General features: G+C 41.4%; 25 protein-coding genes. 15 read left to right on the forward strand and 10 right to left on the reverse strand.

All coding sequences use genetic code 11. The features are described from left to right. The first annotated feature begins 36 nt into the window (after positions 1-36). The gene (locus tag N6H18_RS08820) at positions 37-1,986 is read left to right on the forward strand and encodes a tetratricopeptide repeat-containing sensor histidine kinase (RefSeq protein WP_262311470.1); all 1,950 of its coding nucleotides are present in this window, start codon (positions 37-39) and stop codon (positions 1,984-1,986) included. Here the strand turns inward: N6H18_RS08820 and N6H18_RS08825 are convergent. The 5 genes from N6H18_RS08825 to N6H18_RS08845 form a co-directional block, all read right to left on the reverse strand. After that, the gene (locus N6H18_RS08825) at positions 1,980-2,789 is read right to left on the reverse strand and encodes an NIPSNAP family protein (RefSeq protein ID WP_262311471.1); all 810 of its coding nucleotides are present in this window, start codon (positions 2,787-2,789) and stop codon (positions 1,980-1,982) included. The two genes, N6H18_RS08820 and N6H18_RS08825, sit on opposite strands and share 7 nt — an antisense overlap. Positions 2,790-2,881: 92 nt before the next feature. Further along, positions 2,882-3,955: a fatty acid desaturase family protein gene (locus tag N6H18_RS08830; protein ID WP_262311472.1), complete on the reverse strand. Its 1,074-nt coding sequence runs from the start codon at positions 3,953-3,955 to the stop codon at positions 2,882-2,884. A gap of 208 nt (positions 3,956-4,163) precedes the next feature. Then, positions 4,164-4,916 (reverse strand): sulfite exporter TauE/SafE family protein, encoded by a 753-nt coding sequence (locus N6H18_RS08835; RefSeq protein WP_262311473.1) that lies wholly within the window; start codon positions 4,914-4,916, stop codon positions 4,164-4,166. An 85-nt stretch (positions 4,917-5,001) separates the two neighbouring features. Beyond that, positions 5,002-6,633 (reverse strand): L-glutamate gamma-semialdehyde dehydrogenase, encoded by a 1,632-nt coding sequence (gene pruA / locus N6H18_RS08840; RefSeq protein ID WP_262311474.1) that lies wholly within the window; start codon positions 6,631-6,633, stop codon positions 5,002-5,004. 235 nt (positions 6,634-6,868) lie between these two features. Next, on the reverse strand, positions 6,869-7,630 hold the full coding sequence (locus N6H18_RS08845; protein WP_262311475.1) for an SDR family NAD(P)-dependent oxidoreductase: 762 nt from the start codon (positions 7,628-7,630) through the stop codon (positions 6,869-6,871). Between the two features lie 440 nt (positions 7,631-8,070). Here N6H18_RS08845 and N6H18_RS08850 point away from each other — a divergent pair, with 440 nt between their 5' ends. Further along, positions 8,071-8,505, forward strand: a complete 435-nt coding sequence (locus N6H18_RS08850; protein WP_262311476.1) for a thioredoxin family protein — start codon at positions 8,071-8,073, stop codon at positions 8,503-8,505. Positions 8,506-8,509: 4 nt separating this feature from the next. On the opposite strand, the gene N6H18_RS08855 is transcribed toward N6H18_RS08850, so the two are convergent. Both N6H18_RS08855 and N6H18_RS08860 read right to left on the reverse strand, forming a co-directional pair. Then, positions 8,510-8,839, reverse strand: coding sequence for a hypothetical protein (locus N6H18_RS08855; protein ID WP_262311477.1), 330 nt, complete (start codon positions 8,837-8,839; stop codon positions 8,510-8,512). A 139-nt stretch (positions 8,840-8,978) separates the two neighbouring features. Further along, positions 8,979-9,677: a Lipl32 family lipoprotein gene (locus tag N6H18_RS08860; protein ID WP_262311478.1), complete on the reverse strand. Its 699-nt coding sequence runs from the start codon at positions 9,675-9,677 to the stop codon at positions 8,979-8,981. 289 nt (positions 9,678-9,966) lie between these two features. On the opposite strand from N6H18_RS08860, the gene N6H18_RS08865 reads away from it, so the two are divergent. Beyond that, a complete protein-coding gene (locus tag N6H18_RS08865) occupies positions 9,967-11,823 on the forward strand; it encodes an ATP-binding protein (protein ID WP_262311479.1) in 1,857 nt (618 codons plus the stop codon). 2 nt (positions 11,824-11,825) lie between these two features. After that, the gene (locus tag N6H18_RS08870; RefSeq protein ID WP_262311480.1) at positions 11,826-12,470 is read left to right on the forward strand and encodes a response regulator; all 645 of its coding nucleotides are present in this window, start codon (positions 11,826-11,828) and stop codon (positions 12,468-12,470) included. 46 nt (positions 12,471-12,516) lie between these two features. Here N6H18_RS08870 and N6H18_RS08875 read toward each other — a convergent pair whose 3' ends face one another. The 3 genes from N6H18_RS08875 to N6H18_RS08885 all read right to left on the reverse strand — a co-directional run bounded on the left by N6H18_RS08875 (position 12,517) and on the right by N6H18_RS08885 (position 15,258). Next, complete coding sequence (locus tag N6H18_RS08875) at positions 12,517-12,960, reverse strand: Dps family protein (RefSeq protein WP_262311481.1); 444 nt, start codon at positions 12,958-12,960, stop codon at positions 12,517-12,519. A gap of 100 nt (positions 12,961-13,060) precedes the next feature. Next, positions 13,061-13,789 carry a polyprenol monophosphomannose synthase gene (locus N6H18_RS08880; protein ID WP_262311482.1) on the reverse strand — a complete coding sequence of 243 codons (729 nt, stop codon included), beginning with the start codon at positions 13,787-13,789 and terminating at the stop codon, positions 13,061-13,063. A gap of 80 nt (positions 13,790-13,869) precedes the next feature. Beyond that, positions 13,870-15,258: a type III PLP-dependent enzyme domain-containing protein gene (locus N6H18_RS08885; protein ID WP_262311483.1), complete on the reverse strand. Its 1,389-nt coding sequence runs from the start codon at positions 15,256-15,258 to the stop codon at positions 13,870-13,872. Between the two features lie 142 nt (positions 15,259-15,400). Here N6H18_RS08885 and N6H18_RS08890 point away from each other — a divergent pair, with 142 nt between their 5' ends. From N6H18_RS08890 to ftsY, 11 genes are all read left to right on the forward strand, one after another. Further along, positions 15,401-16,318: a dimethylarginine dimethylaminohydrolase family protein gene (locus tag N6H18_RS08890; RefSeq protein WP_262311484.1), complete on the forward strand. Its 918-nt coding sequence runs from the start codon at positions 15,401-15,403 to the stop codon at positions 16,316-16,318. Between the two features lies 1 nt (position 16,319). Further along, entirely contained in the window at positions 16,320-17,270 is a 951-nt protein-coding gene (ctlX, locus tag N6H18_RS08895; RefSeq protein ID WP_262311485.1) for a citrulline utilization hydrolase CtlX, read from the forward strand. Next, on the forward strand, positions 17,267-19,054 hold the full coding sequence (gene argS / locus N6H18_RS08900) for an arginine--tRNA ligase (RefSeq protein ID WP_262311486.1): 1,788 nt from the start codon (positions 17,267-17,269) through the stop codon (positions 19,052-19,054). Before ctlX ends, argS begins: the two co-directional genes overlap by 4 nt. A gap of 4 nt (positions 19,055-19,058) precedes the next feature. Continuing rightward, positions 19,059-19,952 (forward strand): 1,4-dihydroxy-2-naphthoate polyprenyltransferase, encoded by an 894-nt coding sequence (locus tag N6H18_RS08905; protein WP_262311487.1) that lies wholly within the window; start codon positions 19,059-19,061, stop codon positions 19,950-19,952. A 199-nt stretch (positions 19,953-20,151) separates the two neighbouring features. After that, on the forward strand, positions 20,152-20,550 hold the full coding sequence (locus N6H18_RS08910) for a hypothetical protein (protein ID WP_262311488.1): 399 nt from the start codon (positions 20,152-20,154) through the stop codon (positions 20,548-20,550). Positions 20,551-20,659: 109 nt separating this feature from the next. Continuing rightward, on the forward strand, positions 20,660-21,532 hold the full coding sequence (locus N6H18_RS08915) for a universal stress protein (protein WP_262311489.1): 873 nt from the start codon (positions 20,660-20,662) through the stop codon (positions 21,530-21,532). Further along, entirely contained in the window at positions 21,516-21,860 is a 345-nt protein-coding gene (locus tag N6H18_RS08920) for a translation initiation factor (protein WP_262311490.1), read from the forward strand. Before N6H18_RS08915 ends, N6H18_RS08920 begins: the two co-directional genes overlap by 17 nt. Before the next feature lie 114 nt (positions 21,861-21,974). Continuing rightward, positions 21,975-22,214 (forward strand): 50S ribosomal protein L28, encoded by a 240-nt coding sequence (gene rpmB, locus N6H18_RS08925; RefSeq protein WP_262311491.1) that lies wholly within the window; start codon positions 21,975-21,977, stop codon positions 22,212-22,214. A gap of 12 nt (positions 22,215-22,226) precedes the next feature. Continuing rightward, a complete protein-coding gene (gene rpmG / locus N6H18_RS08930) occupies positions 22,227-22,409 on the forward strand; it encodes a 50S ribosomal protein L33 (RefSeq protein ID WP_262311492.1) in 183 nt (60 codons plus the stop codon). A gap of 2 nt (positions 22,410-22,411) precedes the next feature. After that, entirely contained in the window at positions 22,412-22,564 is a 153-nt protein-coding gene (locus N6H18_RS08935) for a DUF4295 domain-containing protein (RefSeq protein WP_262311493.1), read from the forward strand. Positions 22,565-22,745: 181 nt separating this feature from the next. Then, positions 22,746-23,702: a signal recognition particle-docking protein FtsY gene (ftsY, locus tag N6H18_RS08940; protein WP_262311494.1), complete on the forward strand. Its 957-nt coding sequence runs from the start codon at positions 22,746-22,748 to the stop codon at positions 23,700-23,702. Positions 23,703-23,790: the final 88 nt, after the last annotated feature.

Here is a 23,790-nt window from a genome sequence, read left to right on the forward strand (position 1 = left end):
CCTTGTATAGACTATGACCCCTATTGTGGCGATACTATGATTGTATTGATTAGATACTTTATCTTATTTGCTTTTTTCTTAACAGCGAGTACGGCTTGGGGTAGCAAGGGTGTCTCTGAGACTCAGGGAGACTCATGTGTTTCTGCCCTGAATTATGACTGTGCTGTGCTCCATTACAAGCGTGCATTGCAGTTTCATGAATCGGACAGTACAATTTCTTCTTTTGTTCGGATTCAAAACAAGGTAGCAGACTTGTATTATCAGCAGGGCAAGTTTCAGCAGGCATACGAACTGTATAGTTTGGTGTTGCGCTATGCTGGTCAGAAGGGGTTAAGTTATGACAAGGCCGTTGCCTTGGAGGGGATGTCTCACATTTTGTGGCGCTATGGTGACAATGTCAAGTCCATCACATCTATTCTAGAAAGTATTGAACTTTTCAAAGCGCTTTCTGACACGGTATCGGTCATCAGTGCATCCAACATTCTGGCAGGAGTATATACGAGTACTGGAGAGCTAGATCAGGCTGAGAAAATCTACGATGAGACTTTGAGTCTGGCTGTAGCCAGTCATGATTCCATTGGAATGGCAAGTTCGTATGAGTACAAAGGTGTGGTTAGGTTTTTTAGAGGGGAATATCCGGAAGCAATCGAGTTTTATGAAAAGTCGCTGACGATCAATGTCCTGATTGGAAATGAACTGGATGCTGGCATTACACAAGGCAACATTGGTGAGGCGTATCACCAGATGGGTAATTATGTGACGGCATTGGCGCATTATCAAAAAGCTGAGAAAGCACTCAGTCAATTTCAGTTTAACTCAGGGCTGATTTTCATCAATTACAGTATTGGAAATAGCTATTTGAGTCTTGGGCAGTTTGACAAGGCATTGTACAGGTATCAAAAGAGTCTTGAGTTGATCCGGTTGACTGGAGAGGTCAGAGAAAGACCGTTGGTGTTGAAGCTGATTGCAGAATGCTATGCCAAGCAACAGGATTTCAAGAAGGCTTATTTTTATCATGAGGCATTTACACAAGCCCAGGATTCTTTGTTGCAGGTCAATAGGAATTTGGAGTTGTTGGACATCATGGGAAAGTATGAATTAGGGAAAAAGGAACAGGAAAATTATTTATTGGCAAAGGAGAATGAAATTAAACTCAAAGAACTCAGGACACAAGAAGTCATTATTAAGCAACAATATGCATTTGGGGCGGGACTAATGCTCTTGCTTATGATTGCGTTTTATTTAGCAATTAGACTTTACAATAATCGAATCCTATTGATCAAATCCAACAAGACCAAGAACAAACTTTTTGGATTCGTAGCACATGATCTGAAGGCTCCAGTTGCTAATATTCAGATGTTGATTGATTTGCTCAAAACCGAGATCGAGACAGAAAATGAGGAGGCCAAGGATTTGGTCGTAGAGCTCAACAACGCTACCCATGCAGTCAGTTTGCTTCTCAATGATCTTCTTTCTTGGTCCATAGCCCAACAGGAGGGCTTTTCTTTTCTTCCCAAGTCAGTAGAAATATATGAAGCCACTCGCACATGCATCGAGTTGTTCGAAGATCAACTGGAGTATAAGGAACTCCAAGTCGATAATAGAGTAGGGACCGATCATGTAGCATGGATAGACAACAAGGCATTGTTGGCAGTCATCCGAAATTTATTGTCCAATGCAATCAAGTTTTCCAAGGTAGGTGGTGAGATCAGGATATATTCACATGTCAAAAATGGTTTTGTAGAACTGACTATTGCCGACCAAGGAGTAGGGATGAAACCTGAGCAAATTCATCAACTGCTGCATTCAAAAAAATTTGTAACGCACCGAGGTACTTCCAACGAGAAGGGCAGTGGCATGGGGATCAATTTGGTCAAAGAGTTTGTTCACAAGTCCAAAGGAGAACTACGCATAGAGAGTAAAATGGGAGAAGGAACCGAGGTTATTATTGTACTCCCCACCACTGCCAAACACACCCGTCAATAGTCTGAATAATCTGTCGGATACAAGAGCGTCAATTCCATGTGAGAGACATTGTTTTGGTATTGAGGCAGAGAGGACATTTCCTTCCAGGCCGGCGCATCGGTAAATGTCTTCCAATGGGCATCACGCGCATCCATATTGGCAAAGGTTGTCATGTACATCATGTTGGGCATACGCGGCCCAGAAATCACCTCTCCGTAAAAAACCGCATTGAATCCCAACTCCTCGAATAGCTTGATTTCGCCACCAGCATTGAACATCTCCATCTTGTTTTCAAAGTAGGCTTCAGTGGGAGACTCGTAGCTTCTGAGTTCGTACACGCGGTTTGACCTGGGGTTGTCAAATCCAGGGGCGCTCATCACAGGCATATCTTCAAAAGCTTGAAGTAGGATGGATTCTATTCGTTGGTAGGGTGCTTGGTCATAGGTTGCCCTGAGGTAGTTTTCTCCATCGTTGTGATAGCTTTCTATTTTGTTCAATTCCACATTCAGGTTTGCATATTGATCCAGAGTCTCAAAGGGGATCAATACGAATACTTGGAGCATAGAGTCCTCCTTGATTTCATAAGGTTTGAATACACCTACATTAGAAATACCAAAGGATTTAAGGCTAGGAAGGAAGGCTTCTTTGAGGTAGTTTTCGGTGGTTTGCAACTGCTCTTCAGATTCCAGAATATAGGTTTTGAGCTGATAATATTCTCTGTCAAACGAAGCAGAATTTTGCTCTATGTTGTGTGTGCTGAGTGATGAACAACTGCCCATCACAAAGTAAATAGTACAAAGTAATAGAGAGAAGAAAGATTTCATATAGGCTTTTGATCACAAGCTATATCAAATCATGAAGAACAAAAATCAACGCGAACAAACACATATTATCACCTAGCAATTGGCATGATGATTTACCTTCCCAGGTCTCTGAGCATACCAAAATGACCCGCTACAGCAGAGCGGAAACTTGGGAAACTATAGTATGGTAAATTGAATTCTGCCGTGGTGTCTTGTACGATTTTGGCAATATTCGGATAGTGTACATGACAGACATCAGGAAAGAGGTGATGCTCTATTTGAAAATTAAGTCCACCTACAAACCACGTAAGGATTTTGTTTTTCATTCCATAATTGGAAGTCGTAAACAACTGATGAGAAGCCCAGCAGGTCTCTATGCTATCGCCTTCTGCTTTGATAAAGTTAGCGTTTGGCACTACGTGTGCTGTTTGGAAGATCAATGCCAACATGATACCTGTGACTGCATGAGACACGATGATCATCACTACGGTAGACCATGCAGGTATATCAATCAGGTAAATAGGCAGAGCTAAGAAAATGACATAGTACATCACCTTTCTCGCTACAATTCCCATAAATTCTTTGCGAAACTCTACCCCAGGTTGGATGATTCCCATTTTTCGGTATTCAAATGCCTTGACAAAATCTTTGGTTGTAATCCATTCTAGTAAAGGGACACAGTAAAAGATAGGTGCATAGAGATGTTGGAATCTATGGAACCATTTTTTTGGTTGGTGTTCAGAAAATCTAAAAAAGTATCTCGGTAGGATGTCTTCATCTGTGTCTTCGATGTTGGTATAGGTATGATGGATCACGTTGTGTTGGATCTTCCAGATCAATTTGTCCACACCTACCAAAGCAGCAGAAAAAGTCATGATCGAATTGTAAACTTTGCTTTTGGAATAGGCACCATGAATAGAATCATGCATGACTGCCGTCCCGATAAAGGCCTTGCCCAATCCCATGACAACCCACAGAGACATCAATATCGTGGTGTTGGTAATTCCTCCAAAGATCAAAACGAAAAATGGAGATAGATACAGTGCAAACAGTGCAATGGTCTTAACGATCATTTTTCTATTGGCATCTTTTTCTATCTGGTTGTCTTTGAAATAGGCATTTACCCTTGTACGAAGGGTACTCCAAAAATCATCCTGTTCTTTGCTCTTGAATTTATACTTGATCATAATATTATATATAGCGAAAGACATCTATCCATCAGCTAGTTATTTGAAACACAATGGGGTTGAGGAAGTTTGTAAAGGCAGACTTTCCGTAAGACTGGTCTTGCAAGATATGGAAATATTATGAAGCTATCAAAAATAGATGATAAGATGAAAACTGTATAATGGACTGACACATAGTGTTTAATGAAATTCAATCCATTTGTTTATGTTAAAAAATCATAAACAAAGCTGCAGCACAGGTCATCAAGATAATGAACCAGCGAAAATATTGGTCAGATATTTTTTTGATGATTTTGATTCCTAAGACGGCACCTATCCCAATGAAGGGTAATAAAATGAGGTCTAGTAAAAAGGAGTCAAAGGTCACAGTCTCCCATACCCAAATATGAAAAGGTACTTTGAAGATATTGACACAGATGAAAAACCAGGCAGCCGTACCGATGAATTGATTCTTGGGCAAGCGCATGGATAGTAGATAAAGAGCCATGGCACTACCAGCTAGATTGCCAACCATGGTAGTGAATCCTGCGGTGATCCCCATGATTGCTGCAAACCAAGTATAGTCTGGAATTTGGTCTTTGTTGGCTCGTTCCATCCATATCATCACGCCCAAACTGAGAAAAATGATTACTCCCATGATGGTGCGGAACTGCTGGTCATCTATCTTTTGACCAAAGTAAGTGCCAATGAGTACACCGATAACAGTCCAAGGGAGCAGTTTCCACAGATATTTGGATTCCGCATGCTTGTGGTAGTAGATCACACCGACCACATCTGCCATGATCAGTGCAGGTAGCATGATGCCACTGGAGCTTTTGCCTCCAAATACGACTGCCAGTAGAGGGACTGCTAGCATGCTAGTGCCGTGGACTCCAGTTTTGGACATACCCACCAATACTCCAACTATGCAAAAGGAAGCGAATGCTTCGTATGTGAGCGAATACCCAAAGAGTTCTACCATGCCACAAATCTCTACATTCTGATCAGATATGCTAGGTAAGGAGATAAAAAAAGCTGTTTCGGGTAGAAACAGCTTTTGATTGAAATTATTTTTCTTCCATGAACGGATAGCGATAATCTTTGGGAGAATCAAAAGTCTCCTTGATGGTCCGTGGTGAGACCCATCTGAGGAGGTTCAATACAGAACCTGCTTTGTCATTGGTGCCTGATCCTCTTGCTCCACCAAATGGTTGCTGACCTACGACTGCACCTGTTGGTTTGTCGTTGATGTAGAAGTTACCAGCGGCGTTGACTAGTTTTTTGGTTGCGAGATCGATGGCATACCTATCATCAGAGAAGACAGCACCAGTCAAGGCATAATTCGACGTTTTGTCCACTAACTCAAGCGCTTCCTCGAAATGCTCTGGATGATAAACATAAATCGTGATGACAGGTCCAAATATTTCTTCACACATGGTAACAAACATTGGGTCTTTGGTCACGATTACCGTTGGTTCTATGAAATAACCCTTTGATTTGTCATATCCTCCTCCAGCAATGATTTCTGCAAGGTCATTGTTTTTGGCGATATCAATGTAGCTGGCAATTTTGTCAAACGATCGCTCATCGATCACCGCATTGACAAAATTGGTAAAGTCCTCTGGTGATCCTACCTTGATGGATTTGAGATCTGATATGATATGGTGTTTGACTTCTTCCCATATGTTTTGAGGAATATAGGCCCTCGATGCGGCACTGCATTTTTGTCCCTGAAACTCAAATGCTCCACGAATAATCCCAGTAGCCACAGCTAGAGCATTGGCTGATTTATGAGCGATGATAAAATCCTTGCCTCCAGTTTCACCTACGACCCTGGGGTAAGTATTGTACTTAGAAATATTCTCTCCAATGGTTTTCCATAACTGTTGGAAGACAGATGTGCTGCCTGTGAAATGCAAGCCTGCAAATTCAGGATGCTTGAATACCACTTCACCCGCTTCTGGACCATCTGTATAGATTAGATTGATCACACCATCAGGCAACCCAGCTTCTCTGAATACCTCCATAATCACTTGAGCGGAATATACTTGTGTATCTGCAGGTTTCCAGACTACCGTATTGCCCATCATGGCAGGAGCTGCACAAAGGTTGCCAGCGATCGCAGTGAAGTTGAACGGAGTGATTGCAAATACGAACCCTTCTAGTGGGCGGTATTCCAATCTGTTCCACATGCCTGCGCTAGATTCTGGCTGTATGCCATAAATCTGCGTCATAAAATGCACATTGAATCTCAAAAAATCGATCAATTCACAAGCTGCGTCGATTTCTGCCTGAAAAGCATTTTTGGACTGGCCGAGCATGGTGGCAGCATTGATTTTGGCTCTGTAGGGACCAGCTATTAGGTCAGCTGCTTTGAGGAAAATACTGGCGCGCTGTTCCCATGCCAATTCTTGCCAAGCCGTTTTTGCGCCCAATGCTGCATTGATAGCTTGCTCCACGTGACCTGCATCTCCTCTGTTGAAGTATCCAAGTGTGTGTTGATGATCGTAGGGAGGCGCGATACGTACTTTGTCCTCCGTGGTGATTTTGTCAGCACCTATGTACATAGGGATATCCAATTGCTGACCTCTCAATTGTGCGACGGCTTCTTTCAGCGCGATTTTTTCAGCGCTCCCTGCTCTATACGCTTTGATGGGTTCGTTGGTAGGGGTGGGTACAGGGTATGTTCCTTTGGGCATATCTGTTGTTATTTAATGTTTCAATTTTTGGATTACAAACTTAACAAAGATATGGCTACTACAATTTTCTAGGAATGTATAATTTTAGCATTCTAACAGGAGGAACAAAATGAAGCCGAAGGAATTTTACGAGAAGTACAAGAGATATTTTAGAACAGACTTATTCTTTTATCTGTTCATGTTGTTCTTTTTGCTGTTTCTGTTTTTGGTCATTGGTGTAGATTGATCTGCTGCATCAGTGTGTGTAGCTACCAGCATTGATGTCGATGGTACTGCCTGTGGCGTGATCAGCCATGCCACTGGCTAGGAAAGTCACCATAGGCGCTAGGTCTTTCGGTTCGGTCAATCTTTCGAGTGCAATGTCGCCAGTGGCGTGTTCTGTACCATATTTTTCCATGATCCCCTTGGCCATGTCGGTACGCACAAAGCCAGGCGCAATGCTGAATGCTTTGATACCCTGCTTGCCATAAGCTCTCGCGATGGTTTTGGTCAAGGCAGACAAACCTGCTTTGGAGGCAGCATAAGCCATGTATTCTGCGGTGTCTCCACGGTGAGCAGCTCTGGAGGTGATGTTGATGATTCGACCTGCGGCGTTTCGTTTGAGGAAGTGTTCGACAGCTTTCTTACACAAGACGCCCGCTGAGGTCAAGTTGACTTGTAGGGTCGTATTCCATATATTCATCCAATCAGACTCTTTGGCATTGATATCCGAAGGCATAGCTACGCCTGCATTGTTGATGAGAATCTCTATGCTACCCATTTCTAGGATCACGCGATCAAAAAGGTTGGCGGCTTCATCTGGCAGAGAAAGATCAGCTTGGAAAGCTCTGGATTCGTTTCCCAGTACCTGAGCTAGGTTTTCAGCCTCACGCATGTTTTTGTTGTAATGCACGGCAATGGTAGCACCCGCCTCGGCCAGTTTGGAGGCAATGGCTTTACCTATTCCTTTGCTGGCACCCGTGACGAGTATGTTGAGTCCTGAGAGATTGATATACATGTGACTTGATAATTTTCTTGAACTTGGATAAAGTTATTGAGAAGTTAAAAGTAAAAGATAACAATCAAAAGGTCGATAAATGGACGTTTAATAACTTTTGATGATGCCAGCATCTTGCCTTTTCTTTAGGTTAATCATATAGGTTTTAGGGTCGAACTGATAAGGAATTGCCAGGTTATTTGGTAGTAATAAGCATAAGTCTATAAAATGACACCTATCTATCTATAAAATTATAACTAAAACTTATTAAAAAGATACGTATCTAAATTATATAAAATAGTTACAGCTCGATTTTGTAGTAGGCACAAGTAGGAGGGAAGATGCTGTGAAGAGAAGATTGGGTTAATTATGCCAAAGTGAGGAAAGGATTTTAATCATCCAGTACAATCGTTTTGCTCTTTGATTCGTTTACTTTAGACTTATCATCTAAAAATGTATTTATGAAATCCTTTTTGATCATTTTTTCAATCGCAATCAGTCTTAATCAAATGGTTTTCGCTCAAGGCGAAAAGTCTATCAAATGGCTAGGGATAGAAGAAGCACAAACATTGGCTAAAGAAAATGCCAAACCCATATTTGTAGATTTTACAGCAGAATGGTGTGGCTGGTGCAAAAAGATGGATCAAACGACCTTCTCTGATGTCAAAGTTGCCAAGGTGATGAATGAGGGATACTATGCTGTCAAGCTGGATTTTGAGAGCAAGGACAAGTTTGAATTTAAGGGCAAAAAGATAACTGCCAAAGAGCTAGCACAAAGGATGGAAATCTCCGGTTTGCCCACGATGATTGTGCTCAGTTCGGATCTTAGTTCACATCAAAAAATCGTAGGGTATAAAAAAAGCGATGATTTTCTAGAGACATTGAGTAAGCTGTGAATTATCAAAATCTAAGCACAGTGAACAGGCCTAGAACGATACAAGCAAAGCTAAGAATGGTTCGACTCAATTTGGGTTTTTGGGCAGTTTGATCGGGCTGATCATAGAGACTTTGTGCGCTGTTTAAAGTAGAAATGGCGTCATATAGAACCATCATTCCAAGTATGACGACCAATAAATAGTCGAGTATTCCGATGATGTTGGATAATGCAAAAACCTTGGTTGTTTCTGTGTTGTCATCCATCAAAATCCATAGCAGGTGAAACAAACCAAAACCACAAAATCCTAAGCTAATAGTAGCCTGTACGATTGCTAGCGTTGATTTTTCATTCAATTTCAACTGGTATTTGAAGATCGAGAATGTCAGGGTTATAACTCCCAGACTTAGAGGTAATAAACTTTGAAGCATAGTCAATTTGAAGTGAAAAAGAGCCTGACCATTAGATCAGACCCTTAGCTTATTTGAACCGAAATTATTTTAATTGATTGTTGAGCTCTTCCAATGTTTTTGCAACAGCCACACCTGGCAATTTGATAGGAGCAGCTACTTCAGCCAAGAAAGTACCATTGACTTCTCCGGTTTTGTATGTGGTGAAGCCTACTCTATAAAGTCCAACAGTCAATGCCTTAGTTGGGTTGCCTACTTCACTCTTGTATCTCAATAGAGAGTTGTAGTTGCTACCACTAGGTTGACTTGGCATCTCGCTGCTGTCATCATTTCTTTCTAAGATGACCCACTTTGCTTTGCTTACAGCTGCTTCGTTGAGATTTTCTTTAGATACAATGTCTGATCTCTCTAGTGTGATGTAGGTATCAAAGTAGTCTTCGCTACCAGCATTGGCGTCAAAATCTGCTGCTTTGATTGCGCCTTTGATTTTTTTAGTGTCACCTGCTGGAGACATCATTCTCAGACCCAATTCTGGTGCTACAGCTGGAACCCAGATATAGAAGTAGTAGAATTTTTTACCGTCTACCGTTGCATCTTCGTTACCAGGAGCAGCATAGCCTAAGTAAGTAATTACATCTGTATATGGAACTTTTACGGTTTTTGGACCTACAGTTTTTTCTGTTAAGCTACCGAAGCTTCCCAGTTTTTGTGCGGACATTTCTGTTGCCAATGCAATACAAAGTGTAAGGGCAATTAAGCTGATTTTTGATCGTGTGTTTTTCATTTGTTTATTGATAATTGAATAATACACTGCAATATTAGAGTCTATATTTCGCCCATACATCGCTATAAAAAGGTAAAAAAAAGAATCACTATTTTTGGTGAGTGTAGGCCAATAGCGCCTCATAATGTTATCTTTGAGGACTCCCTAGTATCTGGTTTTGGGGTGTGTTTATCCAGTTATGAGTAGATTGTTTTTTGGAATTTTATTATTCATCTTAGTACACCTAAGCTGGAGTGCCTTTTGTAATAATCAGGCAGACACTTTGAATGATCACTCCAAAATTGATTCATTGATAGCATCTGCAGCCCAAATGAATCACGATCCTGATAGTATGATTTCGTTGCTCCAACATTGCATCCAACTCAGTGCAAAAAATCAATACATATCGGGTTTAGCCAACAGTCATTTTCATCTGGGGGAACTATATTATAATGTGTCAGATAGAATCAATTCAATGAAACATTTGCAAGAAGCGCAAGTGTTTTTTGAGGATTTGGATGATCAAAGTCATCTGATGCTGCTACACAAGATGAAAGGCAATATTTATGGCGCTATGATCGATCCTACTACTGCCATGGAAGAGTATAAAATCGCACTTGCCATTGCCGAAAAGCTGTCGTCTAATGATCAAGCCCTAAAAATAAAGAATAATATAGGGATCATCTATCAAGAACAAGGTCACTATCAAGAAGCTGAAAGGTATTTTCGAGAGAGTCTGTCCATGGAGCCATCCCTAAGTACTCAAATTGCTGTATTGGGCAATATTGGCTTGACCAAGCAAAAGCAAAACAACTTTGATAGTGCATTGTACTATTACGAAGAAGCTTTGCTGCTTGCCCAGCAATCTCAGGACTCTGTGAGCATGTATGCAATTGTAGATTATTTAACCTCATTATATTGGAAAGAAAGTATGCCCGAAAAGGCTTTGATTTATTGTCTGGATTTAGTGGATTATCATAGGAATACTCAAAATGAGTGGGCACTCATTCATGCCTATAATATGCTCGGGCTGATTTATCATGAACTCCGAGACTACCAGAGATCGGAAAGCTACTACGAAATGAGTTTGGTTTTGGCTCACAAGTATCAATCAAAGAATGAAGCCTTTATTTTAGCGAACATGGCTTTTAATGAAGCGGCAGCTGGCAAATATGAGGAAGCATACAATCACTTGTTTACTCATCTGAGTGTGAAGGATACTTTGTTTTCTTTGGAGAAAAGCAGACAATTAGAAGAGGCCCTCGCACAATATGAGTCAGAAAAGAAGGAAAAGGAAATAGCAGTATTACAAGCAGAGCAGAAGTTGCATGAAGCCAATCTGGAGAAACAACAATTGATCAGAAATACCGCTTTAGGGGGTAGTGTATTGTTGTTGATTTCATCGGTGTTGCTGATTTCTATTTACGCCCAAAAGCTAAAGACAAATAAGATATTGGCAGAGAAAAATGAAGAAATCAACCAGAGAAACATTAAAACACTGTTGAAAGAAAACGAAATAGCCAATATCAAAGCGAGTCTGGAAGGTCAAGAGAAAGAAAGGATGAGAATCGCCCGCGAACTTCATGACGGTGTTGCAGGCTCGCTAGCTGCTGTCAAGTTGAACCTAGAGTCGATGTTAGACTCCAATTCAAGCCCTGCTTTACTCAAAAAAGCGATTTCAGACGTGAATTTTACTTACCAAGAGGTAAGAACACTATCGCACAACCTGTCTCCCTACAAAGTATTGAAGGCGCCATTTGTACAGCTAGTCCGTGACTATGTGCATGAAATGGCAGAGTCCTCGGGTATAGATATTCGATTTGTGGCGTCTGGCAACCTATCGTTTCATGAACTTTCGGATCCACTGAAAATTGAGATTTACAGGATTCTCCAAGAGCTTGTGATCAATTTGATCAAACATTCCCAAGCCCAATATGCTGAGGTGGTTTTGACGAAAAATGACCTGGATATCAATTTGATTGTCGAAGATGAAGGGATTGGTTTTGATCCCAAAAGGAAACACAAGGGAATAGGTTATGACAATATCTACCATAGAGTAGAGATTCTGAAAGGAAAGATTCAAATAGATTCTGTAAAAGGAAGAGGAACCATTGTGAATATTGACCTTCCACTTCCTATTCAGAATGAAGAAACATTAAGCAGTTAGAAATGGAAGAAAAAATACAAGTACTAATTGTAGATGATCACCACATGTTTTTGGATGGGCTGTCTTCCATTCTGGCAGGGGATGATCAGATAGATGTAGCTGGTGTGCTCACCGATGCTCGTGAAGTAATGGGATTTCTCGATACACGCAGGGTAGATGTAGTGGTGACGGACGTGAGTATGCCCCATATGGATGGTATTCAACTCAACAGCGAACTCAAGAAAAATCATAGCAAATTGAAAACTTTGGTGTTGACTACTCATAGCGATCCGTCCATTATTCAAAAACTGATCAAAGGTCATGTGGATGGATACCTACTCAAGAATGCCGAAAAATTGGAGCTACTTACGGCTATTAAATGTATTGCAGGAGGAGGGAAGTACTTCTCTGACGAAGTGCAAAAAAAGTATACGGAAAGCTTGTTTTCCAATACAGTAAATAGTCCGATTCATACAGATTTGAGCAAAAGAGAAGTGGAAATATTGAAACTTATTATCGAAGAATTCACCGCTCAAGAGATCGCAGAAAAGCTTTTTATCAGTCAGCATACGGTCAATACTCACCGAAAGAACCTGTTGTCTAAACTGGGGGTAAAAAATACAGCGGGCTTGGTCAAGCACGCATTACAAAATGGATTGATCCAATAAAAACAAAGGCTGCCTATTGGTGGCAGCCTCGATGCTAGTGTAGGTGTTATTTCAACCATGCTTTGTACATCCAAAGCGTTTTTTCTTGTTCTTCGACAAAGGCAGACATCAAATCCTCCGTACCACTGTCGTCGAGTGATCCTGCCAAGTCCTTGATAGCTCTTTCTTTGACGATGATCTTTTCGAGATTGGAGACGATGGTTTTGACTGCTACTTCTCCATCATGTACATTTTTGACTGGCTCTAGTTCCGTGGTGTTGAGATAGTCTTGGAATCCATGGATTGGTGTGCCTGATACCGTGAGTACTCTCTCTGCTATCATGTCGATTTTGATTGCAGCGTCTGTATATAACTCTTCAAATTTGACATGGAGTTCGAAGAAGTTTCTTCCTTGGATGTTCCAATGAAAGCCTCTCAGGTTTTGATAAAAGATTTGAAAATCCGAAAGTAATCCGTTCAACTTGTCAATAATTTCTTGATTCTTATTCATGATATTAAGGTTTAATACTTACTGCAAGTATACGTGAGTCAATCACTTTTGGACACCTAATAGGAATCAAATATGGCAATGGATGGATAGGGTGAGCCTATCAGCGGATGTATTTTTTGAAGAGGCTCTTGATTTTCATTTGTACCACACCGATGACGGCTTCTTTGAAGATCCCTCGGCTCATTTTGGATTGTCCCAAGGTCCTGTCTGTAAAAATAATAGGCACCTCGGTGATTTTAAAATTGTATTTCCAGGCTTGAAATTTCATTTCGATCTGAAATGCATATCCTACGAAATGTATGTTTTTGAGACCTATCGTTTCCAGAACGTTTCGTCTGTAGCATTTGAAGCCAGCAGTGGTATCTTTGATGGGAATCCCCGTGATGAACTGGACATATTTGCTGGCGCAGTAGGACATCAATACGCGATCCATCGGCCAGTTGACCACATTGACTCCAGAAATATATCGTGATCCCACGGCCATGTCGTATCCGTCCACCTTGCAGGCCTTTTTTAGCGCAAGCAAGTCTGTCGGGTTGTGAGAGAAATCCGCATCCATCTCAAAGATGAAGTCATAGCCGTGATCTATCGCAAACTGAAAACCTGTGATGTATGCCGTGCCTAGTCCCAACTTACCCTTTCTTTGGATCAAGTGTATGTTGGTGTGTTTGGCTTGTTGAGCTTTGACCAGATCTGCCGTGCCGTCGGGTGATCCATCGTCCACGATGAGGATGTCAAAGCCATGACCTAAGTCTATCACAGCATTGATGATGGCTTCTATGTTTTCCTTCTCGTTGAAGGTAGGAATGATGACTAGACTATCGTTCAAGACGGATCAGGGATATAATGTTAGAATTAGCAATTCAGTTAAGACGCTAAAATATAGAAAGCGGTTGGATTTATATCAGCTTAGTATCCCAGTATCTTCAACATTTGTTCACTGTTTTGCTCTGGAGCAAAAACTCTAGAAATCATCTTGCCGTCATCATCTTTTTCTATAATGATGTGTTTTGGAGCAGGGATCAAGCAGTGTTGGATCCCTCCATATCCTCCCAAAGCCTCTTGATAGGCTCCCGTATTGAAGAATCCAAAGTAGAGCGGTTCATCTCGTTTTACCTTAGGCAAGAATACCTCGGCTATATGTGCCTCTGAGTCATAGTAGTCCATGCTGTCACAGGTCAGCCCACCAATGTTGACACGGTGGTAGTCGTTTTTCCAAGCATTGACTGGCAGCATGATGAATTTTTGGTTGAGACCCCAGACGTCAGGCATGTGAGTGATGAATGATCCGTCCATCATGTACCATAGCTCCTTGTCGTTTTGTAGTTTTTGATCCAAAACTGAATACAATGCTGCGCCACTTTCACCTACCGTAAAACTCCCAAACTCTGTGAAGATGTTAGGGACTGGTACATCGTGTTCTTTGCAGATAGATTGGATTTGCTCTACGATCTGGTCTACCATGTAGGCAAAGTCATACTCAAAGTGTAAGGAGTTTTTGATTGGAAATCCACCGCCGATATCGATAGAGTCGATTTCAGGGCAAACCTTTTTTAGTTCGCAGTATTTGTTGACAAAGCGGCTCAACTCATTCCAGTAGTACGAAGTGTCTTTGATCCCTGTATTGATGAAGTAGTGGAGCATTTTGAGCTTGCCTTTCGACTTGCCTTTGATTTTATCCAGATAGAAGTCAACGATTTTGTTGTATCTGATACCTAGCCTAGAGGTATAAAAACTAAAGTTAGGCTCTTCGTCAGAGGCAACTCTTAGTCCCAATTGGAACTCTTGATCTACATGTTGTTCGTAATATTCCAACTCACGCATGTTGTCCAAGACAGGGATGCAATTTTTGAATCCTGCGTTGAGTAGCGAGCTGATTTCTTCCACATACAAAGGTCTTTTGAAACCATTGCATACGACATAAGTGTCTTTGGATATTAATTTTTTGGCATAGAGACTTTTGATAATAGCAATATCATAGGCAGATGATGTCTCGATATGGATGTCATTTTTCAGTGCTTCTTCTAGTACAAACTGAAAGTGAGAGGACTTGGTGCAGTAGCAGTAGGTATAGGTACCCTCGTAGTTTTTTTCCTTGATCGCATCATTAAACAATTTCTTGGCAAGCTGTATTTTTTCTGAGATCTTGGGTAAGTAGGTCAGTTTGAGCGGGGTGCCATACTGCTGAATGATGGCATTAAGATCTACGCCGTGAAAATGTAATGTGTCATCCTTTACTTCGAAATCTTCTGTCGGGAAGTAGAAGGTCTGCTCTATCAGGTCAATGTATTTGTTCATTATAGTCCGCTCAATTTTTTAGTTTCAAACCGCACAAATATCATAAAATTTAAATTCTAATGGGGATTTATTTATGTTTTCACACTTTCAAATGTTTTGGACAAATTACCATTAAATTTGCAGACCCAAAAAATGAGAAGAAATGATAGAGTTGATGATCAAGGATGAAACGGCACCACTGCGTACAGTGGTTCTCGGGACTGCTAAAAGCCTGGGAGGAACGCCTGACCTTGCGCATGTGTACGATCCTAAATCACGGGAACACATCATAGATGGCACTTTTCCTGTCGAGGAGGATCTTATTCGAGAGAATGAGGCTTTCAAAGCGGCTCTAGAAAAGTACCATGTGACCGTTTATCGACCTGATGTCTTGGAAAATACCAATCAAGTATATGCCAGAGATATTGGTTTTGTGATAGAAGATAAGTTCATTTTGCCCAACATTATTACTGATCGGGAACATGAAAAATCAGGAATTGCATATTTGGTTGAGCAATTCAATCAAGAAAATGTGTTTCTTATGCCAGAAGATGCCTATGCCGAAGGAGGGGATGTGATGCCTTGGAAGGATAGGATTTTCGTGGGGTATTCTAAGGACAAGGATTTTAATAAATACAAGGTGAGCCGAACCAACCAAAAAGGCTTAGATTTTATAGAGCAAAATTTCCCGAATTATGAGGTGATAGGTTTTGAACTGAAAAAATCCGATACCGATGCAAGAGCCAATGCGCTGCATTTGGATTGTTGTTTTCAACCGATCGGTCACAATCAGTGTATTATTTACAAAGGAGGATTCAAAAACGTCACAGATTATGAGTGGCTAGTCAAAGAATTTGGCAAAGAAAATTGCATTGAGATTACCAAAGAGGAGATGTATCATATGAATTCCAATGTGTTTTCGATTTCACCAGAGGTGATCGTGAGTGAAGCGAGGTTTGATCGTCTCAATGCCGAACTCGAAGCACGTGGCTTCACGGTAGAGCGGATTCCTTATGCCGAAATTTCCAAAATGGAGGGTTTATTTCGTTGTTCTACCTTACCTCTACAAAGGAGCTATTGATATGGGCATAAATACAACTTCGACATTGCTGATGATCCGGCCGATCAATTTCAGATACAACGAACAAACAGCCGTCAACAATTACTATCAGAATAAACCAACAGACGAAGGTGAAGTAGATTTTCAGACCAAAGCATTAGCTGAATTTGATGACTTTGTCGAAAAACTGGAAGCCAAAGGAATAGAAGTGGTTGTCGTCAATGACACCTTGAAACCAGAAACACCAGACTCTATTTTTCCCAACAATTGGGTTTCATTTCACCACGATGGTACAGTAGGTTTGTACCCCATGTATGCCGAAAACCGCAGGCTAGAGCGCAGAGAGGATATTTTTGACCTCCTAGAAGACAAAGGCTTTGAGATCACCCAAGAGATACACTTGACTGAGTTTGAGGAGGTAGGTAAGTTTCTGGAAGGGACAGGTAGTTTGATATTGGATCGTGAAAACAAGATTGCCTATGCCGCTTTGTCCCAACGGACAGACCCTGATGTCTTGGATACCTTCAACGAGCAGTTCGGTTTCAGAATCGTTGAGTTTGTAGCCAACCAGACGCACAATGGACAAAGACTCCCTATCTATCACACCAATGTGATGATGTGTCTGGGTGATGAGTTTGCGGTGATCTGTCTGGATGCGATTGATGACATGGACGATAGAGACAGAGTCATTGAGAGTTTAGAGGATTCAGATAAGGAAATCATTGAAATCACGGAGGAACAAAAGGAATGTTTTGCAGGGAACATGCTCCAAGTAGAAAATAAAGAAGGAGAGAAGTTTATTGTGATGTCTGATACAGCCTACAACTCGCTGGATCAAGACCAAATCGATAGGCTACTGACTTACAACAAAGAAATAATACATAGTTCACTACATACGATAGAAACATTAGGAGGAGGTAGTGCCAGGTGCATGATGGCTGAGGTTTTCCTTCCCAAAAGTACAGATACATGAATATAGCAGCAGATATACAGATCGGCATACAGTCGGCACTCAAAGAATTGTACAATCATGACGCAGCGCTGTCCGAGTTGGGACTACAACCTACTAGGAAGGAGTTTGGCGGCAGTTATACTTTTGTGACCTTCCCATACGGTCGTATTTCTAAGAAAAGCCCAGAGGTAACAGCTACAGAGATGGGTGAGTATCTTCAGACGCATCTTGATGCTGTGAGTGGGTTCAATGTTGTGAAAGGCTTTCTGAATATAGAAATTGCAGAACAGACTTGGGTGACATATCTCAATGAATTGTTGCAGAATCCTGATTTTGGTCTGGGAACCAAAAAGAACGAATCTGTGATGGTGGAGTACTCATCGCCCAACACCAACAAACCGCTCCATTTAGGACATCTCCGAAACAACTTTTTGGGTTATTCGGTAGCCAAAATCTATGAAGCGCTGGGTTATGATGTGATCAAAGTGCAGATCATCAATGACCGAGGCATTCACATCTGCAAGTCCATGGTAGCTTGGCAGAAATTTGGTCATGGTGAGACCCCAGAAACATCAGGATTGAAGGGGGACAAACTTGTGGGCAAATATTATGTAGAGTTTGATAAGGCCTACAAAGCAGAAATGGTGACCCTCATGGAAGAGGGAAAAACCAAAGAAGAAGCAGAAAAGCAAGCTCCGATCATGCTCCAAGCGCAAAATATGCTGCGTCAGTGGGAAGCCAAAGATCCAGAAGTCTATGCTCTATGGCAAACCATGAACGGCTGGGTGTACGATGGTTTTGAGAAGACTTACCAACAAATGGGAGTGGAGTTTGACAAGCTGTACTACGAGTCAGATACCTACCTGTTGGGCAAGGATGAAGTAGAGTTGGGATTGAAAAACGGTCACTTCTTCGAAAAGGAGGATAGTTCGGTTTGGATAGACCTGACTGAGGAAGGTCTGGATCAAAAAATCGTGCGACGCAGTGATGGTACTGCGGTCTACATGACACAGGACATCGGTACTGCCATCCAAAGATTCAAAGAGTTTCCTTCTCTCCAAAAATTGATTTACACAGTCGGTAATGAACAAGATTACCATTTCAAGGTCTTGTTTTTGATCCTAAAAAAATTGGGATACGAGTGGGCGGACGGATGTTTCCATTTGTCATACGGGATGGTGGATTTGCCATCTGGCAAAATGAAGTCTCGCGAAGGGACGGTAGTGGATGCAGATGACTTGATGGATGAGATGATACAGACTGCCGAGGATCACACCAGAGAACTAGGCAAGATCGATGGATTCACCGCTGAGGAAGCCCAAGCATTGTATCACACCTTAGGCATGGGTGCTTTGAAGTATTTTCTGCTCAAAGTGGATCCAAAGAAACGTATGCTTTTCGATCCCAAAGAATCCATCGAGTTTCAAGGCAATACTGGGCCATTCGTCCAATACACTCATGCGAGGATTTCGGCGATCCTACGCAGAGCTGAGGAATTGAAAATCCTAATGGGACAGGTCACTACAGGTGTCACTTTGACCTCCAATGAGACAGAATTGATTTATCTGCTGTCTGAGTATCAAGCCAAACTCCAACTAGCAGCTGAAGAATACAGTCCTGCTGTGGTCGCTCAGTATGTCTATGATCTAGCCAAGGAATACAACAAGTTCTATGCAGACCAACCGATCTTCACGGAGGAAAGTGAAGCGTTGGTCGTGTTGCGTGTCAATCTCTCTAAGCAAGTCGCTCAGACAATCAAACTAGGAATGTCTCTACTAGGGATAGATGTTCCAGAGAGGATGTAAGGTTATGATAAAGGATTGGTTGGCAGCATTTAGGTTGAGGACTTTGCCTTTGGCACTGTCTAGCATCATTATGGGAGGATTTTTGGCCTATTGGCAACAGCACTTCTCATGGGGTATTTTTGGACTTTCAGTGCTGACGACAATCTTTCTGCAGGTACTATCCAATCTGGCCAATGACTATGGAGACTCTGTACATGGAGCAGACAGTGCAGAGCGTGAAGGCCCTCAGCGAGCCGTACAATCTGGAGCTATCTCAGCCGCTGCGATGAAAAAAGCAATGGTATTGTTTGCTGCGCTTTCTTTGTTGTCTGGATTGACCTTACTTTATGTGGCATTTCCAGATCATCTGCTGTATGTGTTGGTTTTTCTAGGGATCGGGCTCTTGTCTATCTATGCTGCGATCACCTATACATCAGGGAACAATCCATATGGTTACTTGGGATTAGGTGACATATCAGTGTTTTTATTCTTTGGGTTGGTTGGTGTGTTGGGATCTTATTTTCTACATACACGGACTTTTGATTGGATCAATGTATTACCAGCCGCTGCCTGTGGCCTTTTAGCCACAGGAGTACTCAATGTCAACAACATTCGTGATATAGAGTCCGATAAGAAAGCAGGTAAAAAATCTATTCCAGTCAGAATCGGTCGTGTCATGGCCGTGAAGTATCATTTGTCTTTATTGATGGTGGCTGTATTATTGTCTTTGATTTTCGTGTTCCTGACCTACCAATCACCCAGTCAGTTCCTTTGGCTGCTGATGCTACCTTTGTTGGTAATCAATGTCAAAGCGGTATCTCAAAAAAAGGAGTCAGCCCAACTCGACCCCTATCTGAAACAACTGGCAATGAGTACTTTGCTATATGTAGTTTTGTTTGGAGTAGGCCTGCTTTTCTGAAAAAAGTATCTCCTTACGAAAAACCAATTTAAAAGGTTTGCTGTTCGCTAACGTTCATTTTGGGACAGTTTTCTGTTCGGTTTTGATTGAAGTTTGTTTTTGTTTGTTTTGTAACTGATTGATTTTCATATGGTTGATATTTTGGCACAGCTTTAGCCTACCTATTGGTCAGATGTCAAAAACATAAATACACAAAATCATGAAAAATCTAATCAAGTCAACTACCCTAGTATTAGCCGCTGTTCTAATGATCAGTACTAGCATTTTTGCCAATGGAGCCAAAGAAAAAGCTGTAGAAAAAGCAACCGAAACAGTGCAAAGCGCTGCACCAGATGATTGGAAGACGTTGGCCGTCCAAGCTGATTATTTGATCAGAAAAAATGCTGGCCTTTCATCCGCCAAACAATGGTTAGACAAATCATTGAACATCAAAGAAGATAGCTACAATCTAGAAATCATGGGGGACTACTACGTGAAATGCAATTTGCCAAAGGAGGCAGTTGTTTATTACATCAAGAGCATGGAAGCCTTAAAAGCCAATGATGCCAGCGTAGACACATCTCATATTCAAGATAAAATTGTCTTGGCAATGAATTGATAAAGAAAAGTAGAATCCTCATAGAGGAATAGAAGGGGCGACTTAGGTTGCCCTTTTTTTTTGTGCAATTGTTGCGTACTTTTATCCCATATCATCAATCAAACAAGAAATGAAAACCATATTAGTCCCTATTGATTTTTCTAAAGTATCGGAATACGCATTTGACTTGGCACTGCAAATGTCAAAAAAGGCGCAAAGTGAAATTATTTTGCTTCACATCGTAGACCATCCATCCAGTACCACTATGAATACCATGGGTATCGTGGACTTAGATTTGGATCCGATGGAATCAATCTTTATGAAAAAGATGATCGAATTGGCAGAGGGAAAAATGGCAGCTAAAGTAAGCGAAGCAGAAAGTGCTGGCGCCAATGTAAAGTCAAAAATCAGGATTGGAAATCCATTCTTAGAAATCACACAGCAAATCACAGATACAAAATGTGATATACTCGTGATGGGCACTGAGGGTACCGAAGGAATCGGTGAAGAACTCATTGGTTCTAATGCTGAGAGAGTGATCAGAAAAAGCAAAGTGCCAGTCATCACCCTCAAGGAAAAGTGTGATTTGGGACAACTCAATAAAATTGCAGTAGCTTCTACCTTCGAAGATGTTTCTGGTGAATTCATTAGACACCTGATGGCTCTTCAGGAATTCTTGGGTGCTCATTTGTCTTTTGTTAAGGTCAATACACCAAGTGCTTTCCAAACAACAAAATCGTTGAAGAAGCAAATGGAGCAGTTTGTCAAGGACTACGGATTCAAAAATTGCAGTACAGAAATCTACAATGATACTTCAGAAGAAGATGGAATTGTTTCCTTTGCAGAAGACAATCAAGTAGACATGATCGCTATGGAGACTCATGGCAGAACGGGTATCATGCACTTGATTTTAGGATCTATTGCGGAAGATGTGGCCAACCACGCCAAAAGACCCGTATGGACCTTGAATGTAAGAAAAGAAAAAGGTGTCAAAGAAAGCTAATTTTAAGAATAGAATAGGAGTCGTCTACTCGACAGACGACTCCTTTGATTACTCAGAAGAAGGGACTCAAGAGGAAGAAACCTTGTTGCCAAACGAGCAAAACCTCAGAGTCAGTTTGGATAAAAAAAACCGTGGTGGCAAGCAAGTAACACTCGTTACGCAGTTTGTAGGTACCCACGATGATCTCAAGGAACTCGCCAAAATGCTCAAGACCAAATGTGGAGTAGGAGGCAATGCCAAGGATGGAGAAATCCTCATTCAGGGAGACTTTAGAGACAAGGTTTTGCAGGTGCTTTTGAATGAGGGCTACCGTGCAAAGAAGATGTAGAGAATATTAGTGTGATTAAATCTAGAGATTTTGTGGTAAGGCTATGTTTTTTCTAAAAAAGAATCTATATTTGCACTCCGATTTTTTTCTAGGATCGATTAAAGACGAGAAATAATGTCAAGAGTTTGTCAAATAACAGGTAAGAGGCCAAGAGTAGGGAACAACGTATCCCACGCCAACAATAAAACGAAGAGAAAGTTCCTTCCAAATCTTTTCACTAAGAGATTTTATCTTCCAGAAGAAGATAAGTGGATCACTTTGAAGGTATCTTCTACTGCATTGAAAACCATCAACAAGCATGGTCTAGCTGCAGTGTTGAAAAAGGCCAAAGCCAAAGGAAACACGGTACTATAATATTAGAATAAGATGGCTAAGAAAGGTAATAGAGTACAAGTAATACTAGAGTGTACTGAGCACAAGGCCACAGGTCAGCCAGGTACATCTAGATACATCTCTACAAAAAACAGGAAGAATACTCCTGATAGATTGGAATTGAAAAAATTCAACCCAATCCTGAAGAAATATACTGTTCACAAAGAAATTAAATAACCATGGCTAAGAAGGTAGTTGCAACCCTAAAGAAAAAGGATGGTGTAAAATACGCCAAAGTGATTAGAGCGGTGAAGACTAAGACTGGTGCTTATTCTTTTCGTGAAGAGATCGTTACTGAGGACAGAGTGAGCGAAGTACTCTCTGCGAAGTAATTCGATTGAAAGATTTTGTGTAGGAGTCTTCTGTTTGTTCAGAAGACTTTTTTTATTTTAGGTCTCCTCTCATGGACTTGATCATGGGTAGTACATAGAAAAGAAAACTAACTCTCTGGAGAATTGATCTTTATCTAGAACTTTCCGTTTACATTTGACCACACCTGTATTTTAATCTGTTATGAGTTTATTCAATATATTTTCTAAGGAAAAGAAAGAAGGCCTAGACAAGGGCTTGGAAAAATCTAAAGAGAGCTTTTTTCATAAACTCGGGAAGGTAGTAGTAGGTAAATCCACTGTCGATGCAGATGTGCTCGACGAACTAGAAGAAGTGCTCATCACTTCGGATGTGGGTGTAGACACTACCGTCAAAATCATTGATAGAATCGAGGCTAGAGTTGCCAAAGACAAGTACCTCAACACAGATCAACTGAATGTGATCCTAAGAGAAGAAATCGCGGCACTTTTGTCAGAAAACAACACAGAAGACGGGACGGGTTTCACGCTCCCTACAGATAAAAAGCCTTATGTCATGCTAGTCGTGGGCGTCAATGGTGTAGGGAAGACTACTACCATCGGCAAGCTGTCTGCACAGTTCAAGAAGGCTGGAAAGTCTGTAATATTGGGTGCAGCGGATACATTCCGTGCTGCGGCTGTAGAGCAACTCATACTTTGGGGAGATCGTGTAGGGGTGCCAGTCGTGTCTCATGGCATGAATACTGATCCTTCTGCCGTAGCATTCGATGCGGTAAAAAAGGCTGTGGAGGAGCAAGCAGACATCGTGATCATCGATACAGCAGGTAGATTGCATACCAAGGTCAACCTGATGAACGAGCTGACCAAGATCAAGAAAGTCATCCAAAAATTTATACCCGATGCACCCCACGAGATCATGCTCGTGCTAGATGGTAGCACAGGTCAAAATGCCTTCATCCAAGCGCAGGAGTTCACCAAAGCCACTGACGTCAGTGCATTGGCGATCACCAAACTCGATGGCACAGCCAAAGGTGGAGTAGTCATCGGTATCTCAGATCAATTCAAAATCCCCGTCAAATACATCGGTGTAGGCGAAGGCATAGACGACCTCCAGCTTTTCAACAAAGTGGAGTTTGTAGATTCGTTTTTTAAGCGGGTTTGATAAGATTGTTAGCACTTTTCTCCTAAGTTTTCTTGGTTTTATTTAAGACCATTATGGATAGTTTTATAGTAATTACTATTGATTGTCT

The sequence above is a fragment of the Reichenbachiella agarivorans genome (assembly GCF_025502585.1).
In the GTDB taxonomy this organism is placed as follows: Bacteria; Bacteroidota; Bacteroidia; order Cytophagales; family Cyclobacteriaceae; genus Reichenbachiella; species Reichenbachiella agarivorans.

Excerpts from the sequence above, each read along its gene's own strand:
- N6H18_RS08825 (WP_262311471.1), bottom strand. The coding sequence starts at position 2,789 with ATGAAATCTTTCTTCTCTCTATTACTTTGTACTATTTACTTTGTGATG.
- N6H18_RS08845 (WP_262311475.1), bottom strand. The coding sequence starts at position 7,630 with ATGTATATCAATCTCTCAGGACTCAACATACTCGTCACGGGTGCCAGC.
- N6H18_RS08885 (WP_262311483.1), bottom strand. The coding sequence starts at position 15,258 with ATGAACAAATACATTGACCTGATAGAGCAGACCTTCTACTTCCCGACA.
- N6H18_RS08875 (WP_262311481.1), bottom strand. The coding sequence starts at position 12,960 with ATGAATAAGAATCAAGAAATTATTGACAAGTTGAACGGATTACTTTCG.
- argS (WP_262311486.1), top strand. The coding sequence starts at position 17,267 with ATGAATATAGCAGCAGATATACAGATCGGCATACAGTCGGCACTCAAA.
- N6H18_RS08835 (WP_262311473.1), bottom strand. The coding sequence starts at position 4,916 with ATGGTAGAACTCTTTGGGTATTCGCTCACATACGAAGCATTCGCTTCC.
- N6H18_RS08910 (WP_262311488.1), top strand. The coding sequence starts at position 20,152 with ATGAAAAATCTAATCAAGTCAACTACCCTAGTATTAGCCGCTGTTCTA.
- rpmB (WP_262311491.1), top strand. The coding sequence starts at position 21,975 with ATGTCAAGAGTTTGTCAAATAACAGGTAAGAGGCCAAGAGTAGGGAAC.
- pruA (WP_262311474.1), bottom strand. The coding sequence starts at position 6,633 with ATGCCCAAAGGAACATACCCTGTACCCACCCCTACCAACGAACCCATC.
- N6H18_RS08915 (WP_262311489.1), top strand. The coding sequence starts at position 20,660 with ATGAAAACCATATTAGTCCCTATTGATTTTTCTAAAGTATCGGAATAC.
- N6H18_RS08830 (WP_262311472.1), bottom strand. The coding sequence starts at position 3,955 with ATGATCAAGTATAAATTCAAGAGCAAAGAACAGGATGATTTTTGGAGT.
- N6H18_RS08870 (WP_262311480.1), top strand. The coding sequence starts at position 11,826 with ATGGAAGAAAAAATACAAGTACTAATTGTAGATGATCACCACATGTTT.
- N6H18_RS08890 (WP_262311484.1), top strand. The coding sequence starts at position 15,401 with ATGATAGAGTTGATGATCAAGGATGAAACGGCACCACTGCGTACAGTG.
- N6H18_RS08860 (WP_262311478.1), bottom strand. The coding sequence starts at position 9,677 with ATGAAAAACACACGATCAAAAATCAGCTTAATTGCCCTTACACTTTGT.
- ftsY (WP_262311494.1), top strand. The coding sequence starts at position 22,746 with ATGAGTTTATTCAATATATTTTCTAAGGAAAAGAAAGAAGGCCTAGAC.
- rpmG (WP_262311492.1), top strand. The coding sequence starts at position 22,227 with ATGGCTAAGAAAGGTAATAGAGTACAAGTAATACTAGAGTGTACTGAG.
- ctlX (WP_262311485.1), top strand. The coding sequence starts at position 16,320 with ATGGGCATAAATACAACTTCGACATTGCTGATGATCCGGCCGATCAAT.
- N6H18_RS08820 (WP_262311470.1), top strand. The coding sequence starts at position 37 with ATGATTGTATTGATTAGATACTTTATCTTATTTGCTTTTTTCTTAACA.
- N6H18_RS08935 (WP_262311493.1), top strand. The coding sequence starts at position 22,412 with ATGGCTAAGAAGGTAGTTGCAACCCTAAAGAAAAAGGATGGTGTAAAA.
- N6H18_RS08850 (WP_262311476.1), top strand. The coding sequence starts at position 8,071 with ATGAAATCCTTTTTGATCATTTTTTCAATCGCAATCAGTCTTAATCAA.
- N6H18_RS08905 (WP_262311487.1), top strand. The coding sequence starts at position 19,059 with ATGATAAAGGATTGGTTGGCAGCATTTAGGTTGAGGACTTTGCCTTTG.